Source organism: Pseudomonas sp. BRG-100, from assembly GCF_000737955.1.
Lineage (GTDB): Bacteria > Pseudomonadota > Gammaproteobacteria > Pseudomonadales > Pseudomonadaceae > Aquipseudomonas > Aquipseudomonas synxantha_A.
Genome location: NZ_JPRX01000001.1, coordinates 3,650,229 through 3,665,452, shown reverse-complemented (window position 1 = coordinate 3,665,452; position 15,224 = coordinate 3,650,229). Strand labels below are relative to the sequence as shown.

At 60.8% G+C, this 15,224-nt stretch carries 16 protein-coding genes; 7 read left to right on the top strand and 9 right to left on the bottom strand.

Annotation, left to right across the window (positions count from 1 at the left end; all coding sequences use genetic code 11):
- Positions 1–4 precede the first annotated feature (4 nt).
- The 3 genes from JH25_RS11200 to JH25_RS11210 form a co-directional block, all read right to left on the bottom strand.
- Positions 5–799 (bottom strand): thiazole synthase, encoded by a 795-nt coding sequence (locus JH25_RS11200; RefSeq protein ID WP_032878919.1) that lies wholly within the window; start codon positions 797–799, stop codon positions 5–7.
- A 54-nt stretch (positions 800–853) separates the two neighbouring features.
- Positions 854–1,054, bottom strand: a complete 201-nt coding sequence (gene thiS, locus JH25_RS11205) for a sulfur carrier protein ThiS (RefSeq protein WP_032878918.1) — start codon at positions 1,052–1,054, stop codon at positions 854–856.
- A 79-nt stretch (positions 1,055–1,133) separates the two neighbouring features.
- On the bottom strand, positions 1,134–1,508 hold the full coding sequence (locus JH25_RS11210) for a DUF423 domain-containing protein (protein WP_032878916.1): 375 nt from the start codon (positions 1,506–1,508) through the stop codon (positions 1,134–1,136).
- Between the two features lie 74 nt (positions 1,509–1,582).
- On the opposite strand from JH25_RS11210, the gene mtgA reads away from it, so the two are divergent.
- Positions 1,583–2,305 carry a monofunctional biosynthetic peptidoglycan transglycosylase gene (gene mtgA / locus JH25_RS11215; protein WP_032878915.1) on the top strand — a complete coding sequence of 241 codons (723 nt, stop codon included), beginning with the start codon at positions 1,583–1,585 and terminating at the stop codon, positions 2,303–2,305.
- 131 nt (positions 2,306–2,436) lie between these two features.
- Here the strand turns inward: mtgA and rpoH are convergent, their stop codons facing one another.
- The 4 genes from rpoH to ftsY form a co-directional block, all read right to left on the bottom strand.
- Complete coding sequence (gene rpoH, locus JH25_RS11220) at positions 2,437–3,291, bottom strand: RNA polymerase sigma factor RpoH (protein ID WP_003176698.1); 855 nt, start codon at positions 3,289–3,291, stop codon at positions 2,437–2,439.
- A 130-nt stretch (positions 3,292–3,421) separates the two neighbouring features.
- A complete protein-coding gene (ftsX, locus tag JH25_RS11225; RefSeq protein WP_032878914.1) occupies positions 3,422–4,444 on the bottom strand; it encodes a permease-like cell division protein FtsX in 1,023 nt (340 codons plus the stop codon).
- Positions 4,441–5,112, bottom strand: coding sequence for a cell division ATP-binding protein FtsE (gene ftsE / locus JH25_RS11230; protein ID WP_003213784.1), 672 nt, complete (start codon positions 5,110–5,112; stop codon positions 4,441–4,443). Before ftsE ends, ftsX begins: the two co-directional genes overlap by 4 nt.
- Positions 5,109–6,503, bottom strand: a complete 1,395-nt coding sequence (ftsY, locus tag JH25_RS11235) for a signal recognition particle-docking protein FtsY (protein WP_032878911.1) — start codon at positions 6,501–6,503, stop codon at positions 5,109–5,111. The genes ftsE and ftsY overlap by 4 nt, the downstream gene beginning before the upstream one ends.
- 338 nt (positions 6,504–6,841) lie before the next feature.
- Between ftsY and JH25_RS11240 the strand changes: the two genes are divergently transcribed.
- The 4 genes from JH25_RS11240 to JH25_RS11255 are packed head-to-tail and all read left to right on the top strand — an operon-like array spanning position 6,842 to position 11,344.
- Positions 6,842–8,197 (top strand): M16 family metallopeptidase, encoded by a 1,356-nt coding sequence (locus JH25_RS11240; protein ID WP_032878908.1) that lies wholly within the window; start codon positions 6,842–6,844, stop codon positions 8,195–8,197.
- Positions 8,190–9,680, top strand: coding sequence for a M16 family metallopeptidase (locus JH25_RS11245; protein WP_032878907.1), 1,491 nt, complete (start codon positions 8,190–8,192; stop codon positions 9,678–9,680). The genes JH25_RS11240 and JH25_RS11245 overlap by 8 nt, the downstream gene beginning before the upstream one ends.
- Entirely contained in the window at positions 9,680–10,297 is a 618-nt protein-coding gene (rsmD, locus tag JH25_RS11250; protein ID WP_005792291.1) for a 16S rRNA (guanine(966)-N(2))-methyltransferase RsmD, read from the top strand. The genes JH25_RS11245 and rsmD overlap by 1 nt, the downstream gene beginning before the upstream one ends.
- A gap of 51 nt (positions 10,298–10,348) precedes the next feature.
- Positions 10,349–11,344: a hydrolase gene (locus JH25_RS11255; RefSeq protein ID WP_032878905.1), complete on the top strand. Its 996-nt coding sequence runs from the start codon at positions 10,349–10,351 to the stop codon at positions 11,342–11,344.
- Between the two features lie 135 nt (positions 11,345–11,479).
- On the opposite strand, the gene JH25_RS11260 is transcribed toward JH25_RS11255, so the two are convergent.
- Positions 11,480–12,334, bottom strand: coding sequence for a sulfurtransferase (locus JH25_RS11260; protein WP_032878904.1), 855 nt, complete (start codon positions 12,332–12,334; stop codon positions 11,480–11,482).
- Positions 12,335–12,367: 33 nt separating this feature from the next.
- On the bottom strand, positions 12,368–13,039 hold the full coding sequence (locus JH25_RS11265; RefSeq protein WP_005792294.1) for a TetR/AcrR family transcriptional regulator: 672 nt from the start codon (positions 13,037–13,039) through the stop codon (positions 12,368–12,370).
- Between the two features lie 146 nt (positions 13,040–13,185).
- Between JH25_RS11265 and JH25_RS11270 the strand changes: the two genes are divergently transcribed.
- Together JH25_RS11270 and JH25_RS11275 are read left to right on the top strand one after the other, a co-directional pair.
- Positions 13,186–14,613: a coniferyl aldehyde dehydrogenase gene (locus JH25_RS11270; RefSeq protein ID WP_032878902.1), complete on the top strand. Its 1,428-nt coding sequence runs from the start codon at positions 13,186–13,188 to the stop codon at positions 14,611–14,613.
- Positions 14,614–14,642: 29 nt separating this feature from the next.
- The gene (locus JH25_RS11275; RefSeq protein ID WP_005792296.1) at positions 14,643–15,188 is read left to right on the top strand and encodes a hypothetical protein; all 546 of its coding nucleotides are present in this window, start codon (positions 14,643–14,645) and stop codon (positions 15,186–15,188) included.
- The last annotated feature ends 36 nt before the right edge of the window (positions 15,189–15,224 follow it).

The window sequence follows — 15,224 nt, the reverse complement described above, 5'->3', positions numbered from 1 at the left end:
GCTCTTACTTGATCAGACCATCCAGCGGCGAAGAGGCGCTGGCATAGAGTTTTTTCGGCATGCGCCCGGCGAGGTAGGCCAGGCGGCCCGCGACGATCGCGTGTTTCATGGCTTCGGCCATCATGATCGGTTGCTGGGCGTGGGCGATGGCCGAGTTCATCAGCACCGCGTCGCAGCCCAGTTCCATGGCGATGGTCGCGTCGGAGGCAGTGCCCACGCCCGCATCCACCAGCACTGGGATCCTGGCTTCTTCAAGGATGATCTGCAGGTTGTACGGGTTGCAGATGCCCAGGCCGGAACCGATCAGGCCAGCCAGTGGCATCACCGCGATGCAGCCGATTTCTGCCAGCTGCCGGGCGATGATCGGGTCATCGCTGGTGTAGACCATCACGTCAAAGCCTTCCTTGACCAGGGTCTCGGCGGCCTTGAGGGTTTCGATCACATTGGGGAACAGGGTTTTCTGGTCGGCCAGCACTTCCAGCTTCACCAGGTTGTGGCCGTCCAGCAACTCACGGGCCAGGCGGCAGGTGCGCACGGCTTCGATGGCGTCGTAGCAACCGGCGGTGTTCGGCAGGAAGGTGTAGCGGTCTGGGGACAGCACTTCGAGCAGGTTCGGTTCGCCTTCAATCTGGCCCAGGTTGGTGCGGCGCACGGCGAACGTCACGATTTCGGCACCCGAGGCTTCGATGGCCTGGCGGGTCTCTTCCATGTCGCGGTACTTGCCGGTGCCGACCAGCAAGCGGGACTGGTAGGTACGACCGGCCAGGACGAAAGGCTTGTCGTTACGAACGATGCTCATGGGAAATCCTCTGTTTGGATGAGGTTCTGCAGAATGCGTTACCGCCGTGGCGGGCTAACCGCCACCGATGGCGTGGACCACTTCGACCTGGTCGTTTTCCTTCAGCGAGGTCTCGGCGTGCTGGCTACGCGGGACGATATCCAGGTTGAGCTCCACTGCGACGCGACGCCCGGTCAGGTCCAGGCGGGTCAGCAGGGCTGCGACGGTTTCACCGTCGGGCAGTTCAAAGGGTTCGCCGTTCAACTGAATGCGCATGCCACGGGCCGCCATCGTTTTTAGGGGCCCGCATTCTAGCGCGATTGGGACCTGCCGGTCAGCTCCAAGCGTCAAGCGGTCAAAGCTGCAAGCGCCACGCTGCCAGGCCAAGGAAGAACCAGCCAAGCAGGAACGCCAGCCCGCCAAACGGCGTGATGATCCCCAGTTTGCTGATGCCAGTCATCGTCAGCGCATACAAGCTGCCCGAGAACAACAGAATACCGACGGTAAACGAGATACCCGCCCAACTGACCAATCGACCGGGAATATGCGCCGCCAGCAACGCCACGCCGAACAACGCCAGGGCGTGCACCAGTTGGTAGGTCACGCCGGTATGGAAGATCGCCAGGTAGTCGGCGCTCAGGCGGTTTTTCAGGCCGTGGGCGGCGAACGCACCCAGGGCGACACCGGTAAAACCGAAAAAGGCAGCCAGCATCAGAAAGCTACGCAGCATGGGGAACTCCAGTCAGACTCATCGGGCAGGGTCTGTATAATGGCCCGCTCAACGGGTTCGGCCAAGCCATCTCTATGCTGCGTGTCCTCTTCAAACGCTTTCTCAACGTCGTGAAATGGTTCGCCATCGGCAGTGTGTTGCTGGTGCTGCTGTTCAGGGTTGTCCCGCCACCGTTCACTGCATTGATGGTGGAGCGCAAGGTCGAATCCTGGATCGACGGTGAGCCCATTGACCTGCAACGCACCTGGGTGCCGTGGGATGAGATTTCCAACGACCTGAAAGTGGCAGTGATGGCCGGTGAAGACCAGCGCTTCCCGCAACATTGGGGCTTTGATTTTGGCGCGATCCAGGCCGCGATCCTGCACAACGAACGCGGCGGCTCGATTCGCGGCGCCAGTACGCTGAGCCAGCAAGTGTCGAAAAACCTGTTCCTGTGGGCCGGCCGCAGCTATTTGCGCAAGGGCCTGGAAGCGTGGTTCACCGGGTTGATCGAGGTGCTGTGGCCCAAGGAGCGGATTCTTGAGGTGTACCTCAACAGCGTGGAATGGGATGAAGGCGTATTCGGCGCAGAGGCGGCGGCGCGGCACCATTTTGGCGTGAGCGCCAAGGGGCTTTCGCGGCAACAGGCCAGCTATCTGGCGGCGGTGTTGCCTAATCCAAGGGTATGGAGTGCCAGTCATCCGACCGCGTATGTGGCCAGGCGAGCGGCTTGGATTCGCCAGCAGATGAGTCAATTAGGTGGCGCTGGATACCTGACTGAGCTGAACAACTCTCGAAAAGCCCCCTGGTCCAACTGACACAACACAAAACAAATGTGGGAGGGGGCTTGCTCCCGATAGCGATAGATCAGTCACTTTGATGTTGACTGACACTCTGCTATCGGGAGCAAGCCCCCTCCCACATTTTCAAACTAGCATTGCCAGCTAAATTAGGCGGCGATCGACAACTTCAGCTTGTTCATCGCGCTTTTCTCAAGCTGACGAATCCGCTCGGCCGACACGTTGTACTTCTGCGCCAGGTCATGCAGCGTGGCTTTCTCTTCTGCCAGCCAGCGCTGGTAGAGAATGTCACGGCTGCGGTCGTCCAGCACTTCCAGCGCTTCGTGCAGGTTGTGGTTGGAATTGTCACTCCAGTCGGCGTCTTCCAGTTGACGCGCCGGGTCGTACCGGTGGTCTTCCAGGTAGTTGGCAGGCGATTGGAAGGCGCTGTCGTCATCCGCTTCGGCGGCTGGGTCAAAGGCCATGTCATGGCCGGTCAGGCGGCTTTCCATCTCGCGCACTTCACGAGGCTCCACACCGAGGCTTTCAGCCACGCGGTGGACTTCCTCGTTGTTCAGCCACGCCAGGCGTTTCTTCTGGCTGCGCAGGTTGAAGAACAGTTTGCGCTGGGCCTTGGTGGTCGCGACTTTCACGATGCGCCAGTTGCGCAGGATGAACTCGTGGATTTCCGCCTTGATCCAGTGCACGGCGAACGACACCAGGCGCACACCCATTTCAGGGTTGAAGCGCTTTACAGCCTTCATCAGGCCAACGTTGCCTTCCTGAATCAGGTCAGCCTGGGCCAGGCCGTAGCCACTATAGCTACGGGCGATATGTACGACAAAACGCAGGTGGGCGAGCACCATCTGCCGAGCCGCCCCCAAATCCTGCTCATAGTAGAGACTCTCGGCCAGTTCACGCTCCTGCTCGGGTGTCAGCAATGGAATGCTGTTGACCGTGTGCACATAGGCCTCCAGGTTCGCACCCGGGACCAAGGCATAAGCAGGTTGCAAAGAAGTGGTCATACGAAAAAACCTCCGACTCACATAACTCGTGCAGTTCAGCACTGCGAAAATTGACCTGGGAACCGTAGGACAAGTTCCCTAAACCACTGATACGGTCAATACAAACGAAACCACATTAATCTGGCATTAACTACTTCGGCGCCAGTTCACGTAAATGCCGTGCTACCGCAATCCAGGCACCGATATACCCCAACAACACCGCGCCAAGCAAGAGACTCAGACCATCGGCTACCGGCACCCCGGCCAGGGCAAAATCACTGCCATACAAACCCGCCAGCCCGACAACCGCGTCGTTCAACCAATTCAGGCCAAACGCCAGCACGCCCCAGGACAAGACCCCGGCACCCAGGCCATAAAGCGCGCCCATGTACAGGAAAGGACGGCGTACATAGCTGTCCGTGCCGCCGACCAGTTTAATCACTTCTATCTCGGTGCGACGGTTTTCAATATGAAGACGAATGGTATTACCTATCACCAAAAGTAATGCAGACACTAATAACACCGTCAGGCCGAACACAAAGCGGTCACCCAGCTTGAGGATCGCGGCCAGGCGCTCTACCCAGACTAGATCAAGTTGGGCCTGTTGCACCTTGGGCATCTCTGCGAGTTTTTGTCGCAGGGCCTCCAGCGCCGGCTTGTCGACCTCGTTCGGCGTCACCAGCACCACGCCCGGCAGCGGGTTCTGCGGCAGCTCCTTGAGCGCCTCGCCCAGGCCGGACTGCTGCTGGAATTCTTCAAGGGCTTGATCGCGGCTTATGTATTCGGCATCCGCTACGCCCGGAATGTTCTTGATGTCGTCGCGTAGCGCTTCGCCGTCCTTGCTGCTGGTGTCCAGATTCAGGTACAGCGATATCTGCGCCGCCCGCTGCCAGGAACCGCCGAGGCGCTCCACATTATTAAGCAGCAGCGACAAGCCCATCGGCAGGCTCAAGGCTACGGCCATGACCAGGCAGGTGAAAAAGCTGCCGATCGGCTGTTTGCCCAGGCGACGCAGGCTGTCAAGCAGGCTGGCGCGATGGCTTTCGATCCAGGCGCGCAGCAAGGTGCCGAAGTCCGGGCCATCGTCTTCGTCACGCTTTTTCTTCGGCGGTTGCGGATCGGCAGGCTTGGGTGCCACGCGTTCGGATACTTTGGGGCTACGGGTAGCACTCATACGCCAGCCTCCCCATCACCGATCAAGCGGCCACGTTGCAAGGTCAACATACGATGGCGCATACGGGCGATCAGGGCCAGGTCGTGGCTGGCGATCAATACGCTGGTGCCCAGCCGATTGATGTCTTCGAACACCCCCATGATCTCGGCCGCCAGGCGCGGGTCGAGGTTACCGGTGGGTTCGTCCGCCAGCAGCAAGGCCGGGCGGTGGACGATGGCGCGGGCAATACCGACGCGCTGTTGCTGGCCGGTGGACAGGTCCCCCGGGTAAAGGTCGGTCTTGTCCGACAATGCCACGCGCTCCAGCGCCGAATCCACGCGCTTGACGATTTCGGCTTTGGACAGCCCGAGAATCTGCAGCGGCAGCGCGATGTTGTTGAACACCGTGCGATCGAACAGCAGCTGGTGATTCTGGAACACCACGCCGATCTGGCGGCGTAGAAACGGAATTTGCGCATTGCTGATGGTAGCCAGGTCCTGGCCCGCCAGCAGCAACTTGCCGGTGGTCGGGCGCTCCATGGCGAGTAACAGGCGCAACAGCGTGCTTTTGCCAGCGCCCGAGTGACCGGTGACAAACAAGAACTCGCCGCGACGCACTCGAAAGCTCAGCTCATGCAAGCCCACATGCCCGTTGGCATAGCGTTTACCGACCTGTTCGAATCGAATCATGAACGCTCCCGCTCGGCAAACAGTGCCTGTACAAAGGGTTCGGCTTCAAAGGTGCGCAGGTCGTCGATACCTTCACCGACACCGATATAACGAATCGGCAACCCGAACTGTTTAGCCAGGGCGAAAATCACCCCGCCCTTGGCCGTGCCGTCGAGCTTAGTCAATGCCAGGCCGGTCAGCTGCACCGTCTGGTTGAATTGTTTGGCCTGGCTGATGGCGTTCTGACCAGTACCGGCGTCGAGCACCAGCAAGACTTCATGCGGCGCATCGGCGTCGAGCTTGCTGATCACACGGCGCACTTTCTTCAGCTCTTCCATCAGGTTGTCTTTGGTGTGCAGGCGCCCGGCGGTATCGGCGATCAACACGTCGATATTACGCGCCTTGGAGGCCTGCACGGCATCGAAGATCACCGAAGCGGAGTCGGCGCCGGTGTGCTGGGCGATCACCGGGATCTTGTTGCGCTCGCCCCATACCTGCAACTGCTCGACGGCGGCGGCACGGAAGGTGTCACCGGCGGCGAGCATGACTTTCTTGCCCTCGCCCTGCAGCTTCTTGGCCAGCTTGCCGATGGTGGTGGTTTTGCCCGCGCCGTTGACGCCGACCACCAGGATCACGAACGGCTTGTTCGGGGTGATCACCAACGGCGCTTCCACGGGCTTGAGCATTGCAGCCAGTTCGGCCTGCAAGGATTTGTACAACGCATCGGCGTCGGTCAGTTGCTTGCGCGCGACCTTCTGAGTCAGGCTCTGGATGATCACGGCAGTGGCTTCGACACCCACATCGGCGGTGAGCAGGCGGGTTTCGATGTCTTCCAGCAGTTCATCGTCAATGACCTTCTTGCCCAGAAACAGGCTGGCCATACCTTCGCCGATGCTGGCGCTGGTCTTGCTCAGACCCTGCTTGAGGCGGGCGAAAAAGCCGCTCTTGCTGGTTTCGGCTGGCGCGACAGGCTCTTCGATGACCGCAGGCTCGGCAACGACAGCAGGCACTTCAACCGGGATTTCGACCGCTGGCGGCGTCTGGACCACTACCTCTACCGGTGGCGCCACCGGAATGGGCGGCGTCACGTGTTCAGCCTGCACATCTTCAACCAGTGCCACCGGCTCTTCGGCTACCGGTAGCGCAAGCCACGGTTTGTGCTCGGGCTCGGGCTCCGGCTCGGGTTCTGCCTCGACCACCGGCTGCAATACCGGCTCCGCGATGGGCAACACCACCGGCGCCGGCGTCTCGGCAACCGGCTCGGCTTCTACTATAGGCTCTGGAATAGGCTCAGCTTGAACCTGCGGCTGTTCGACGACGGTTTCCTGCGGCTTTTTGCGCAGCCATCCGAACAGGCCTTTTTTCTCGCCAGCCGCAGCTGGGCTCTTCTTGTCGTCGTTGGAACCAAACATGGAGGACGGCTATCTCAAAGTAGCGATGCGCCAGGGCGCCTCGGTAAATAAATTCGATGCAGAACAGACTGCTTTAACGCCCGCTTGTTCATGCGCAACATTTTGTAAGGCGTAAATAAGTGCCTTGGCAAATCGTTTCAATATGGGACTGAAGCGATAAAATCGGCGAAACGTGGAAGATTGTCGGGGAAAAACGCCAACTACTCCAACTTTCCTACGACTGAACCCAGGACTAGATGACGACCGCAGTGGCCGTCCCTAAATCGGATCAGTATCCTAGCACCTCCTCGCCCGCCGACGCTAAGACCAAGCGGGCAGCCCAACAGGTTAAAAAACGAATGAATGCTCTAGCCCGCCGCGCCGCAGGCCTGCTGCTCAGCACAGTTTGTCTGCCCCTTTCAGCCTTCGCTGCCGACCCACAACCCACTCATGAATTCACTCTGGATAACGGCCTTAAAGTGGTCGTGCGCGAAGACCATCGCGCGCCAGTGGTGGTTTCCCAAGTCTGGTACAAGGTTGGTTCAAGCTACGAAACCCCAGGCCAGACCGGTTTGTCCCACGCCCTTGAACACATGATGTTCAAAGGCAGCGCCAAGGTCGGCCCCGGCGAAGCCTCGCTGATCCTGCGTGACCTGGGCGCCGAAGAAAACGCGTTCACCAGCGATGACTACACCGCGTATTACCAGGTGCTGGCCCGCGACCGCCTGGGCGTGGCCTTTGAGCTGGAAGCCGACCGCATGGCCAGCCTGCGCCTGCCCGCCGACGAGTTCATCCGCGAAATCGAGGTAATCAAGGAAGAACGCCGCCTGCGCACCGACGACAACCCGATGTCCAAGGCCTACGAACGCTTCAAGGCCATGGCCTTCCCGGCCAGCGGCTACCACACGCCGACCATCGGCTGGATGGCTGACCTTGAGCGCATGAAGGTCGAGGAACTGCGCCACTGGTACCAATCCTGGTATGTGCCCAACAACGCTACCCTGGTAGTGGTCGGCGATGTGACCCCGGACGAGGTGAAAAGCCTGGCCCAGCGTTACTTCGGCCCGATCCCCAAGCGTGATGTGCCACCGGCGAAGATCCCGCTGGAGCTGGCCGAACCCGGCGAGCGCCTGCTGACCCTGCGGGTGCAGACCCAACTGCCAAGCGTGTTCCTGGGCTTCAACGTACCGGGCCTGGCCACCGCCGAAGACAAACGCTCGGTGCAAGCCTTGCGCCTGATCTCGGCCCTGCTGGACGGCGGCTACAGTGCACGTATCTCCGAGCAACTGGAACGTGGTGAGGAGCTGGTATCCGCCGCGTCCACCAACTACGACGCCTATACCCGTGGCGATACGTTGTTCATGCTCTCGGCCACGCCCAACCAGCAGAAACAAAAGACCGTCGCCCAAGCCGAAGCCGGCCTGTGGCGCCTGCTTGATGAGTTGAAAGCCAAGCCGCCGACCGCTGAAGAACTGGAGCGCATCCGGGCCCAGGTCATTGCCGGCCTGGTGTACCAGCGTGACTCCATCACCAGCCAGGCCACTGCCATCGGCTCCCTGGAAACCGTCGGCCTGTCCTGGAAGCTGATGGACACCGAACTGGCTGACCTGCAAAGCGTGACGCCAGAAGATATCCAGAAAGCCGCGCGCACCTATTTCACCCGCGAACGTCTGAGCGTCGCCCATGTATTGCCTGAGGAGACCGCTCATGAGTGATCGTAAAAGCAGCCGCCTGATCCTGCCCAGCCTGATCGCAGTCACCCTGGTTGCGGCCAGTGCCGTGTATTTCCTGCGCCCGAGCGAGTCGGTCGCCAGCCAGGCTCTGGAAAAGGCCCAATCGGCCAGCACCCTGCAGTCGCTGGCGGAACTGGACGGCAAGGCGCCAACCAACCGCAAGCTCGATGTGCAAACCTGGACCACCGCCGAAGGCGCCAAGGTGCTGTTTGTCGAAGCCCATGAACTGCCGATGTTCGACATGCGCATCCTGTTCGCCGCCGGCAGCAGCCAGGATGGCGACATACCGGGCCTGGCGCTGATGACCAACGCCATGCTCAACGAAGGCGTGCCGGGCAAGGATGTCAGCCAGATCGCCAGTGGTTTTGAGGGCCTCGGCGCCGACTTCGGCAATGGTGCCTACCGCGACATGGCGCTGGTCACCCTGCGCAGCCTCAGCGACAGCGATAAGCGCACCGCAGCCCTGGCACTGTTCGACCAGGTTATTGGCCAACCGACGTTCCCGGCAGACTCCCTGGCGCGGATCAAGAACCAGATCCTGGCCGGCTTCGAGTATCAGAAGCAGAACCCCGCCAAGCTGGCGAGCATCGAACTGTTCAAGCGCCTGTACGGCGATCACCCTTACGCGCACCCGAGCGAAGGCACCCCCGAGAGTGTGCCGAAGATCACCCTGGCGCAGTTGAAGGCATTCCACGCCAAAGCCTACGCGGCGGGTAATGCTGTGATTGCGGTGGTCGGCGACCTGACTCGCGCTGAGGCCGAGGCCATGACGGCCAAAGTGTCGGCCTCGCTGCCCAAAGGGCCCGCCATGGCCAAGATCGCTCAACCGACCGAGCCAAAAGCCGGCCTGAGCCGTATCGAGTTTCCCTCCAAGCAAACCCACCTGCTGTTTGCGCAATTGGGCATCGACCGCGCCGATCCGGACTACGCAGCTCTGTCCCTGGGCAACCAGATCCTTGGCGGCGGTGGCTTCGGCACCCGCTTGATGAGCGAAGTGCGCGAAAAACGCGGCCTGACCTACGGCGTGTACTCCGGTTTCTCGCCGATGCAGGTGCGCGGCCCGTTCATGATCAACTTGCAGACCCGCGCCGAAATGAGCGGCGGCACCCTGCGCCTGGTTGAGGATGTACTGGCTGACTACCTCAAGAACGGCCCCACGCAAAAAGAACTGGACGACGCCAAGCGCGAACTGGCCGGCAGCTTCCCGCTGTCCACCGCCAGCAACGCCGATATTGTCGGGCAACTGGGCGCCATGGGTTTTTACAACCTGCCGCTGAGCTATCTGGAAGATTTCATGAAACAATCCCAGGCCCTGACCGTAGAGCAGGTCAAGGCAGCCATGAACAAACACTTGAGCGCCGACAAGATGGTCATCGTGACCGCCGGCCCGACGATTGCGCAAAAGCCACTACCGCCCCCCACTGATAAACCTGCCGAGCAGCCGCTCGGGGTTCCGGAGCATTAATGGCCAGTTCATCTCGCCCGAAAAAACCTGTCCACAACGTACATAACGGTGTGGGCCAACTGCGCATCATTGGCGGTGAATGGGGCAGCCGCAAGCTGAGCTTCCCCGACGTCGTAGGCCTGCGCCCGACGCCGGATCGCGTGCGTGAAACCCTGTTCAACTGGCTTGCGCCATACATCGGCGGGGCCAAGGTGCTGGACCCGTTCGCCGGCAGTGGCGCGCTGTTCCTGGAGGCGCTGTCGCGTGGCGCGGCCCAGGGCCAGGCGTTGGATGCCAGTAATGTGGCGGTGTCCAGCCTCAAGGAACACCTGGGCACGCTGCGTTGCACCACCGGCCAGGTACAGACGGCTGACGCGCTGCGCTACCTGGAAACCCAGGCGGTGACTGAATACGACGTGGTGTTTCTCGACCCGCCGTTCAACCAGAACCTGCTGCCGACTGTGTGTGCTTTGCTCGAAGAGCGCCAGTGGCTGGCACCGGATGCCTGGATCTACACTGAAAGCGAGACCGCGCCGTCAACGCTCGGCCTGCCGGGCAGTTGGCGCCTGCATCGGGAGCAAAAGTCCGGGCGGGTGTATTACGCGTTGTGGCATCGCCTGGTCGAAAACGCCGCTTAACCTGTGGCAGGGGAGCTTGCCACGGCGAGCTCACTGGCTACCGAGAGTTTCATGACCCCCTCTTCCGATCTGTTCAAACCCGCCTTCGGCCTCGGCAACCCTCACCTGCAAACACTGTGGGGGCCGCTGTTGCGCCCAACGACCCATATCGAACGCCAACGCGAACGTCTATGGCTGGAAGACGGCGACTTCCTCGACCTCGACTGGCATGGCCCCCATGACCTGCACGCACCGTTGGTACTGGTGCTGCATGGACTGACCGGTTCGTCCAATTCGCCCTATGTGGCCGGCCTGCAACAAGCCCTCGCCGGCCAAGGTTGGGCCAGCGTTGCGTTGAACTGGCGCGGCTGCTCGGGCGAGCCCAACCTTCTGGCGCGCAGTTATCACTCCGGGGCCAGCGAAGACCTGGCCGCGGCGATTGCCCATCTGCGCGCCAAACGGCCACTGGCACCGCTGTATGCCGTGGGGTATTCCCTGGGCGGCAATGTGTTGCTCAAGCACTTGGGCGAAACCGGCGTGACTTCGGGGCTGCAAGGCGCGGCGGCGGTCTCGGTACCGTTTCGCCTGGACCAATGCGCTGATCGCATCGGTCTGGGGTTTTCGCGGATTTACCAGAAGCATTTCATGCGCGAGATGCTGGCGTACATTCGCGTAAAGCAACGCCAGTTTTTGCAAGATGGACGTGAGGAAGGACTGAAAACCCTGGAGGCACTGGGCTCCCTGGAGAAGATGCGCACGTTCTGGGACTTCGATGGGCGAGTGACTGCGCCGTTGCATGGCTTCTTGAGTGCTGAGGATTACTATCGCCGCGCATCCAGTCGCTACTACCTGGGCGATATCCGCACACCAACACTGATCATCCAGGCCGCCGATGATCCGTTTGTGTTTGCTCATAGCCTGCCGGAAGCGAGTGAGCTGTCGGAGTGCACCGAGTTTGAATTGCTGACAAAGGGTGGGCATGTGGGCTTTGTGGAGGGTTCACTGAAACGTCCCGGCTATTACTTGGAACGCCGCATCCCACAGTGGTTACTGACACAACGCAGTTAAAAATGTGGGAGGGGCGGTGCGACGATTCGACTTGCCCCCGATAGCGGTGGATCAGTTACAGATACTGAGACTGACACACTGCAATTGGGGGCAAGCCCCCTCCCACATTTTGATTGGGTTTACAGGGCCAATTGCTCAGTCGCCTGTTGCAATTTCCCGCGCCGGATCCGTAATCCACTCACTCCACGACCCCGCATACAACTTACCCAACGGATACCCCGCCAACGCCAGCGCAAACAGGTTATGGCACGCCGTCACCCCCGAACCGCAATACGCCACCAACTCCTGCGGCGGGCGCCCCTGCAACTGCGCAGCAAAGCGTTGCTTGAGCTGCTCGGCCGGCAGGAAGCGCCCGTCACTGCCCAGGTTTTCATTGAATGCTGCGCACTGCGCGCCGGGAATATGCCCGGCAATCGGGTCTATGGGCTCTACTTCGCCACGAAAACGCGGCTGGGCGCGGGCGTCGATCAAGGTCAGGCCGGGCTGACCCAGGCGTTTTTGCAAATGCTCGGCATCCAGCACCAGCCGATTATCCGGCGTACCAGTGAAGGTGCCCGGCTCGGTCACCGGCGCATCCAGGCTCAAGGGGAAACCGGCGCTGTGCCAGGCCTTGAGGCCACCATCGAGAATAAACACCCCATCACGCTTGCCCAGCCAGGCCAGCAGCCACCAGGCACGGGCGGCATAGGCACCGGGGCCGTCGTCATACAGCACCACATCGGTGTCGGCGCTGATGCCCCAGGCCCGTAGCTGCTTGGCGAACGTGTCTGCTGCTGGCAAAGGATGACGACCCGTCACGCCCTTGGTTACCGGACCGCTGAGGTGGCGCTCCAGGTCGGCGTATTGCGCGCCCTCGATATGCCCTTCGGTGTAGCTGCACAGGCCGTAATCCGGGTCTTCCAGGGCAAAGCGGCAATCCAGGATCACCAGCCCTGCCGACTTCTGGCGCTCGGCCAATTGCGGGGGGCTGATCAGTTGGGCAAGCGGCATGACTGACTCCTGTGAATACAAAGGGGAAAGGTCTTACTTCACTTCTTCCAGTGCCTGGTTCAGGGGCACGTAAAATTCCTTGAACAACGCATCCACCGCTTCTTTGGCCTGGGGCGTGACAAACCCCGCCTCCAACACCAGCACCTGGTACACCCCGCGCTTGATCGCCTCGGCGCTCAGGTGGGTGGACTTTTCGTTGGTGGTGCACAGGAACCGCACCCAGGAGGTCAGGATGATCCAGGCATTCAGGGTCAGGGCTTCGGTTTGCACCGGGTCCATATTCAGAATGCCGGCATCGACAAACCCCTGGTAAATGGCACCGCCCTGGATCAGGCAACGCTGGGAAAACCGCCGATAGCCCGTGGCCAGTTCCGGATCGCTCTCCAGCAGATGTTCGAGGTCGCGGTGCAGGAAACGATAGCGCCACATGCCCGCCAGCACGGCTTGCAGATAAAAGCGCTTGTCCTCCACCACCATCGTGCGCCCCTGGGGCGGGCGCAGGAAACTGTCCACCAGGGCTTCATATTCGCGAAACAGCACGGCGATGATCGCCTGCTTGTTGGGGAAGTGGTAGTACAGGTTGCCCGGAGAAATCTCCATATGGGCGGCGATATGGTTGGTGCTGACACTGCGCTCGCCCTGCTGGTTAAAAAGCTCCAGGCTGGTTTGCACAATGCGCTCGCTGGTCTTTACTCGTGGTGCCATGGGGGATCAGCTTCCAAACACGGGATGGGGCATCTTACGGCCTATGCCGGCCAGGTTAAATCTGGATGTTACTGCAATGTTATTTGACAACTTAGAGCAATGACTCTAAAAATCCAGGCAGACCTATAACAATCGGGAACTGCGCCATGTCTGCCAACGTTGCCTACCTGCAAGATGCCCAGGCCTTGGACCACCTCCAGGAGCTGTTCGAAGCCCAGCGTCGCGCCTACGCCGCCAACCCGATGCCACCGGCTGCGCAACGCCAACAATGGCTCAAGGCCCTGCGCGATGTGCTCAGCGACGAACGCCAGGCGCTGATCACTGCGATCAGCCAGGACTTCAGCCATCGCAGCGCAGACGAAACCCTGTTCGCCGAATTGATGCCCAGCCTGCATGGCATTCACTATGCCAGCAAACACCTCAAGGGCTGGATGAAACCCTCCCGCCGCGCTGTAGGCATTGCCTTCCAGCCCGCCTCGGCCAAAGTCATTTATCAACCGTTGGGCGTCGTCGGCGTCATCGTGCCGTGGAACTACCCGTTGTATCTGGCTATCGGCCCGTTGGTCGGGGCTTTGGCCGCCGGCAACCGGGTGATGCTCAAGCTCAGCGAGTCCACACCGGCCACCGGCGAACTGCTCAAGGCGCTGCTGGCAAGGATCTTTCCCGAGGACCTGGTGTGCGTGGTGCTGGGCGAAGCCGAAGTGGGCATGGCGTTTTCCAAATTGCGCTTCGATCACCTGCTGTTCACCGGCGCCACCAGCATTGGCAAACACGTGATGCGTGCGGCGGCCGAAAACCTCACGCCGGTCACCCTGGAACTGGGCGGCAAGTCGCCAGCCATCGTCTCGGCCGATGTACCGCTCAAGGACGCCGCCGAGCGTATCGCCTTCGGCAAAGCCTTGAATGCCGGGCAAACCTGTGTGGCGCCAGACTATGTGCTGGTGCCGGAGGACCGCGTCGCAGGGTTTGTCGAGGCGTATTCCAAGGCCGTACGTGGGTTTTATCCGACCCTGGCCGACAACCCGGACTACACCGCCATCATCAACGAGCGGCAACTGGCCCGGCTCAATGCCTACGCCAAGGACGCCACCGACAAGGGCGCCACCCTGGTCCCACTGTACGAGCAAGGCCAGGCTCGACGTATGGCCCACAGCCTGCTGCTGAATGTCAGCGACGACATGACAGTCATGCAGGACGAGATTTTCGGCCCGCTCTTGCCCATCGTGCCGTATCGCGGCCTTGACCAAGCCTTTGCCTACATCAACCAGCGTCCACGCCCACTGGCCCTGTACTACTTCGGCTACAACAAGAACGAGCAGGAGCGTGTGCTTCACGAAACCCATTCCGGCGGCGTATGCCTGAACGACACCTTGCTGCACGTAGCCCAGGACGACATGCCATTTGGTGGCATCGGCCCGTCGGGCATGGGCCATTACCACGGCCATGAAGGCTTCCTGACATTCAGCAAGGCCAAGGGCGTGCTGGTTAAACAGCGCCTGAACGCGGCGAAGTTGATCTACCCCCCTTACGGCAAATCGATTCAGAAATTGATCCAGAAGTTGTTTATCCGCTGATAACCGTCACCTTCAGGACGATAAAAACAATGAACCCCAGCCTGAACGATTCACCCGCACTGTCTCGGCGCGGCGTCTTGAAAATCGGCTTGTGCGCCAGCGCTTTCCTCGCCACGGCCGGGCTTGGCGCCAGTCTCAGCGGTTGCTCCAGCAGTACGCCGGCCAGCGGCTTCGCGATGTTGCGCGCCAGTGATTTGCCGTTCTTGCGCGCGGTGATCCCAGTGCTGCTGGAGGGTGCGGCCAGCGCCGAGACAGTGGTCGCAGGCATTGAAGACACCCTGAAAAAACTCGACTACAGCCTGCAAAACTTGTCGCCGGAGATGTTCAAGCTCACCCAGCAGTTATTCGACGTGCTGGGCATGGGCATCACCCGCGGCCCGCTGACCGGTATCTGGGGCAGTTGGGAAAATGCCAGCAGCGAGCAGATCCGCAACTTCCTGCACCGCTGGGAAAACAGCTACCTGAACCTGCTGCGCATGGGCCAGGGCTCGCTGCTCAAGTTGGTGATCATGGCCTGGTATTTTCGGCCCGCCTCCTGGGCCCATTGCGGTTATCCCGGCCCACCGAAGATCTGATTCGCATCCCTCACAATAAAAACCAGAGACGACCCT

Coding starts and splice junctions, on each gene's coding strand:
- JH25_RS11275 (WP_005792296.1), top strand. CDS start 14,643: ATGAACCCCAGCCTGAACGATTCACCCGCACTGTCTCGGCGCGGCGTC.
- JH25_RS11265 (WP_005792294.1), bottom strand. CDS start 13,039: ATGGCACCACGAGTAAAGACCAGCGAGCGCATTGTGCAAACCAGCCTG.
- JH25_RS11260 (WP_032878904.1), bottom strand. CDS start 12,334: ATGCCGCTTGCCCAACTGATCAGCCCCCCGCAATTGGCCGAGCGCCAG.
- mtgA (WP_032878915.1), top strand. CDS start 1,583: ATGCTGCGTGTCCTCTTCAAACGCTTTCTCAACGTCGTGAAATGGTTC.
- JH25_RS11270 (WP_032878902.1), top strand. CDS start 13,186: ATGTCTGCCAACGTTGCCTACCTGCAAGATGCCCAGGCCTTGGACCAC.
- JH25_RS11200 (WP_032878919.1), bottom strand. CDS start 799: ATGAGCATCGTTCGTAACGACAAGCCTTTCGTCCTGGCCGGTCGTACC.
- JH25_RS11240 (WP_032878908.1), top strand. CDS start 6,842: ATGAATGCTCTAGCCCGCCGCGCCGCAGGCCTGCTGCTCAGCACAGTT.
- thiS (WP_032878918.1), bottom strand. CDS start 1,054: ATGCGCATTCAGTTGAACGGCGAACCCTTTGAACTGCCCGACGGTGAA.
- ftsY (WP_032878911.1), bottom strand. CDS start 6,503: ATGTTTGGTTCCAACGACGACAAGAAGAGCCCAGCTGCGGCTGGCGAG.
- JH25_RS11245 (WP_032878907.1), top strand. CDS start 8,190: ATGAGTGATCGTAAAAGCAGCCGCCTGATCCTGCCCAGCCTGATCGCA.
- ftsX (WP_032878914.1), bottom strand. CDS start 4,444: ATGAGTGCTACCCGTAGCCCCAAAGTATCCGAACGCGTGGCACCCAAG.
- ftsE (WP_003213784.1), bottom strand. CDS start 5,112: ATGATTCGATTCGAACAGGTCGGTAAACGCTATGCCAACGGGCATGTG.
- rpoH (WP_003176698.1), bottom strand. CDS start 3,291: ATGACCACTTCTTTGCAACCTGCTTATGCCTTGGTCCCGGGTGCGAAC.
- JH25_RS11210 (WP_032878916.1), bottom strand. CDS start 1,508: ATGCTGCGTAGCTTTCTGATGCTGGCTGCCTTTTTCGGTTTTACCGGT.
- JH25_RS11255 (WP_032878905.1), top strand. CDS start 10,349: ATGACCCCCTCTTCCGATCTGTTCAAACCCGCCTTCGGCCTCGGCAAC.
- rsmD (WP_005792291.1), top strand. CDS start 9,680: ATGGCCAGTTCATCTCGCCCGAAAAAACCTGTCCACAACGTACATAAC.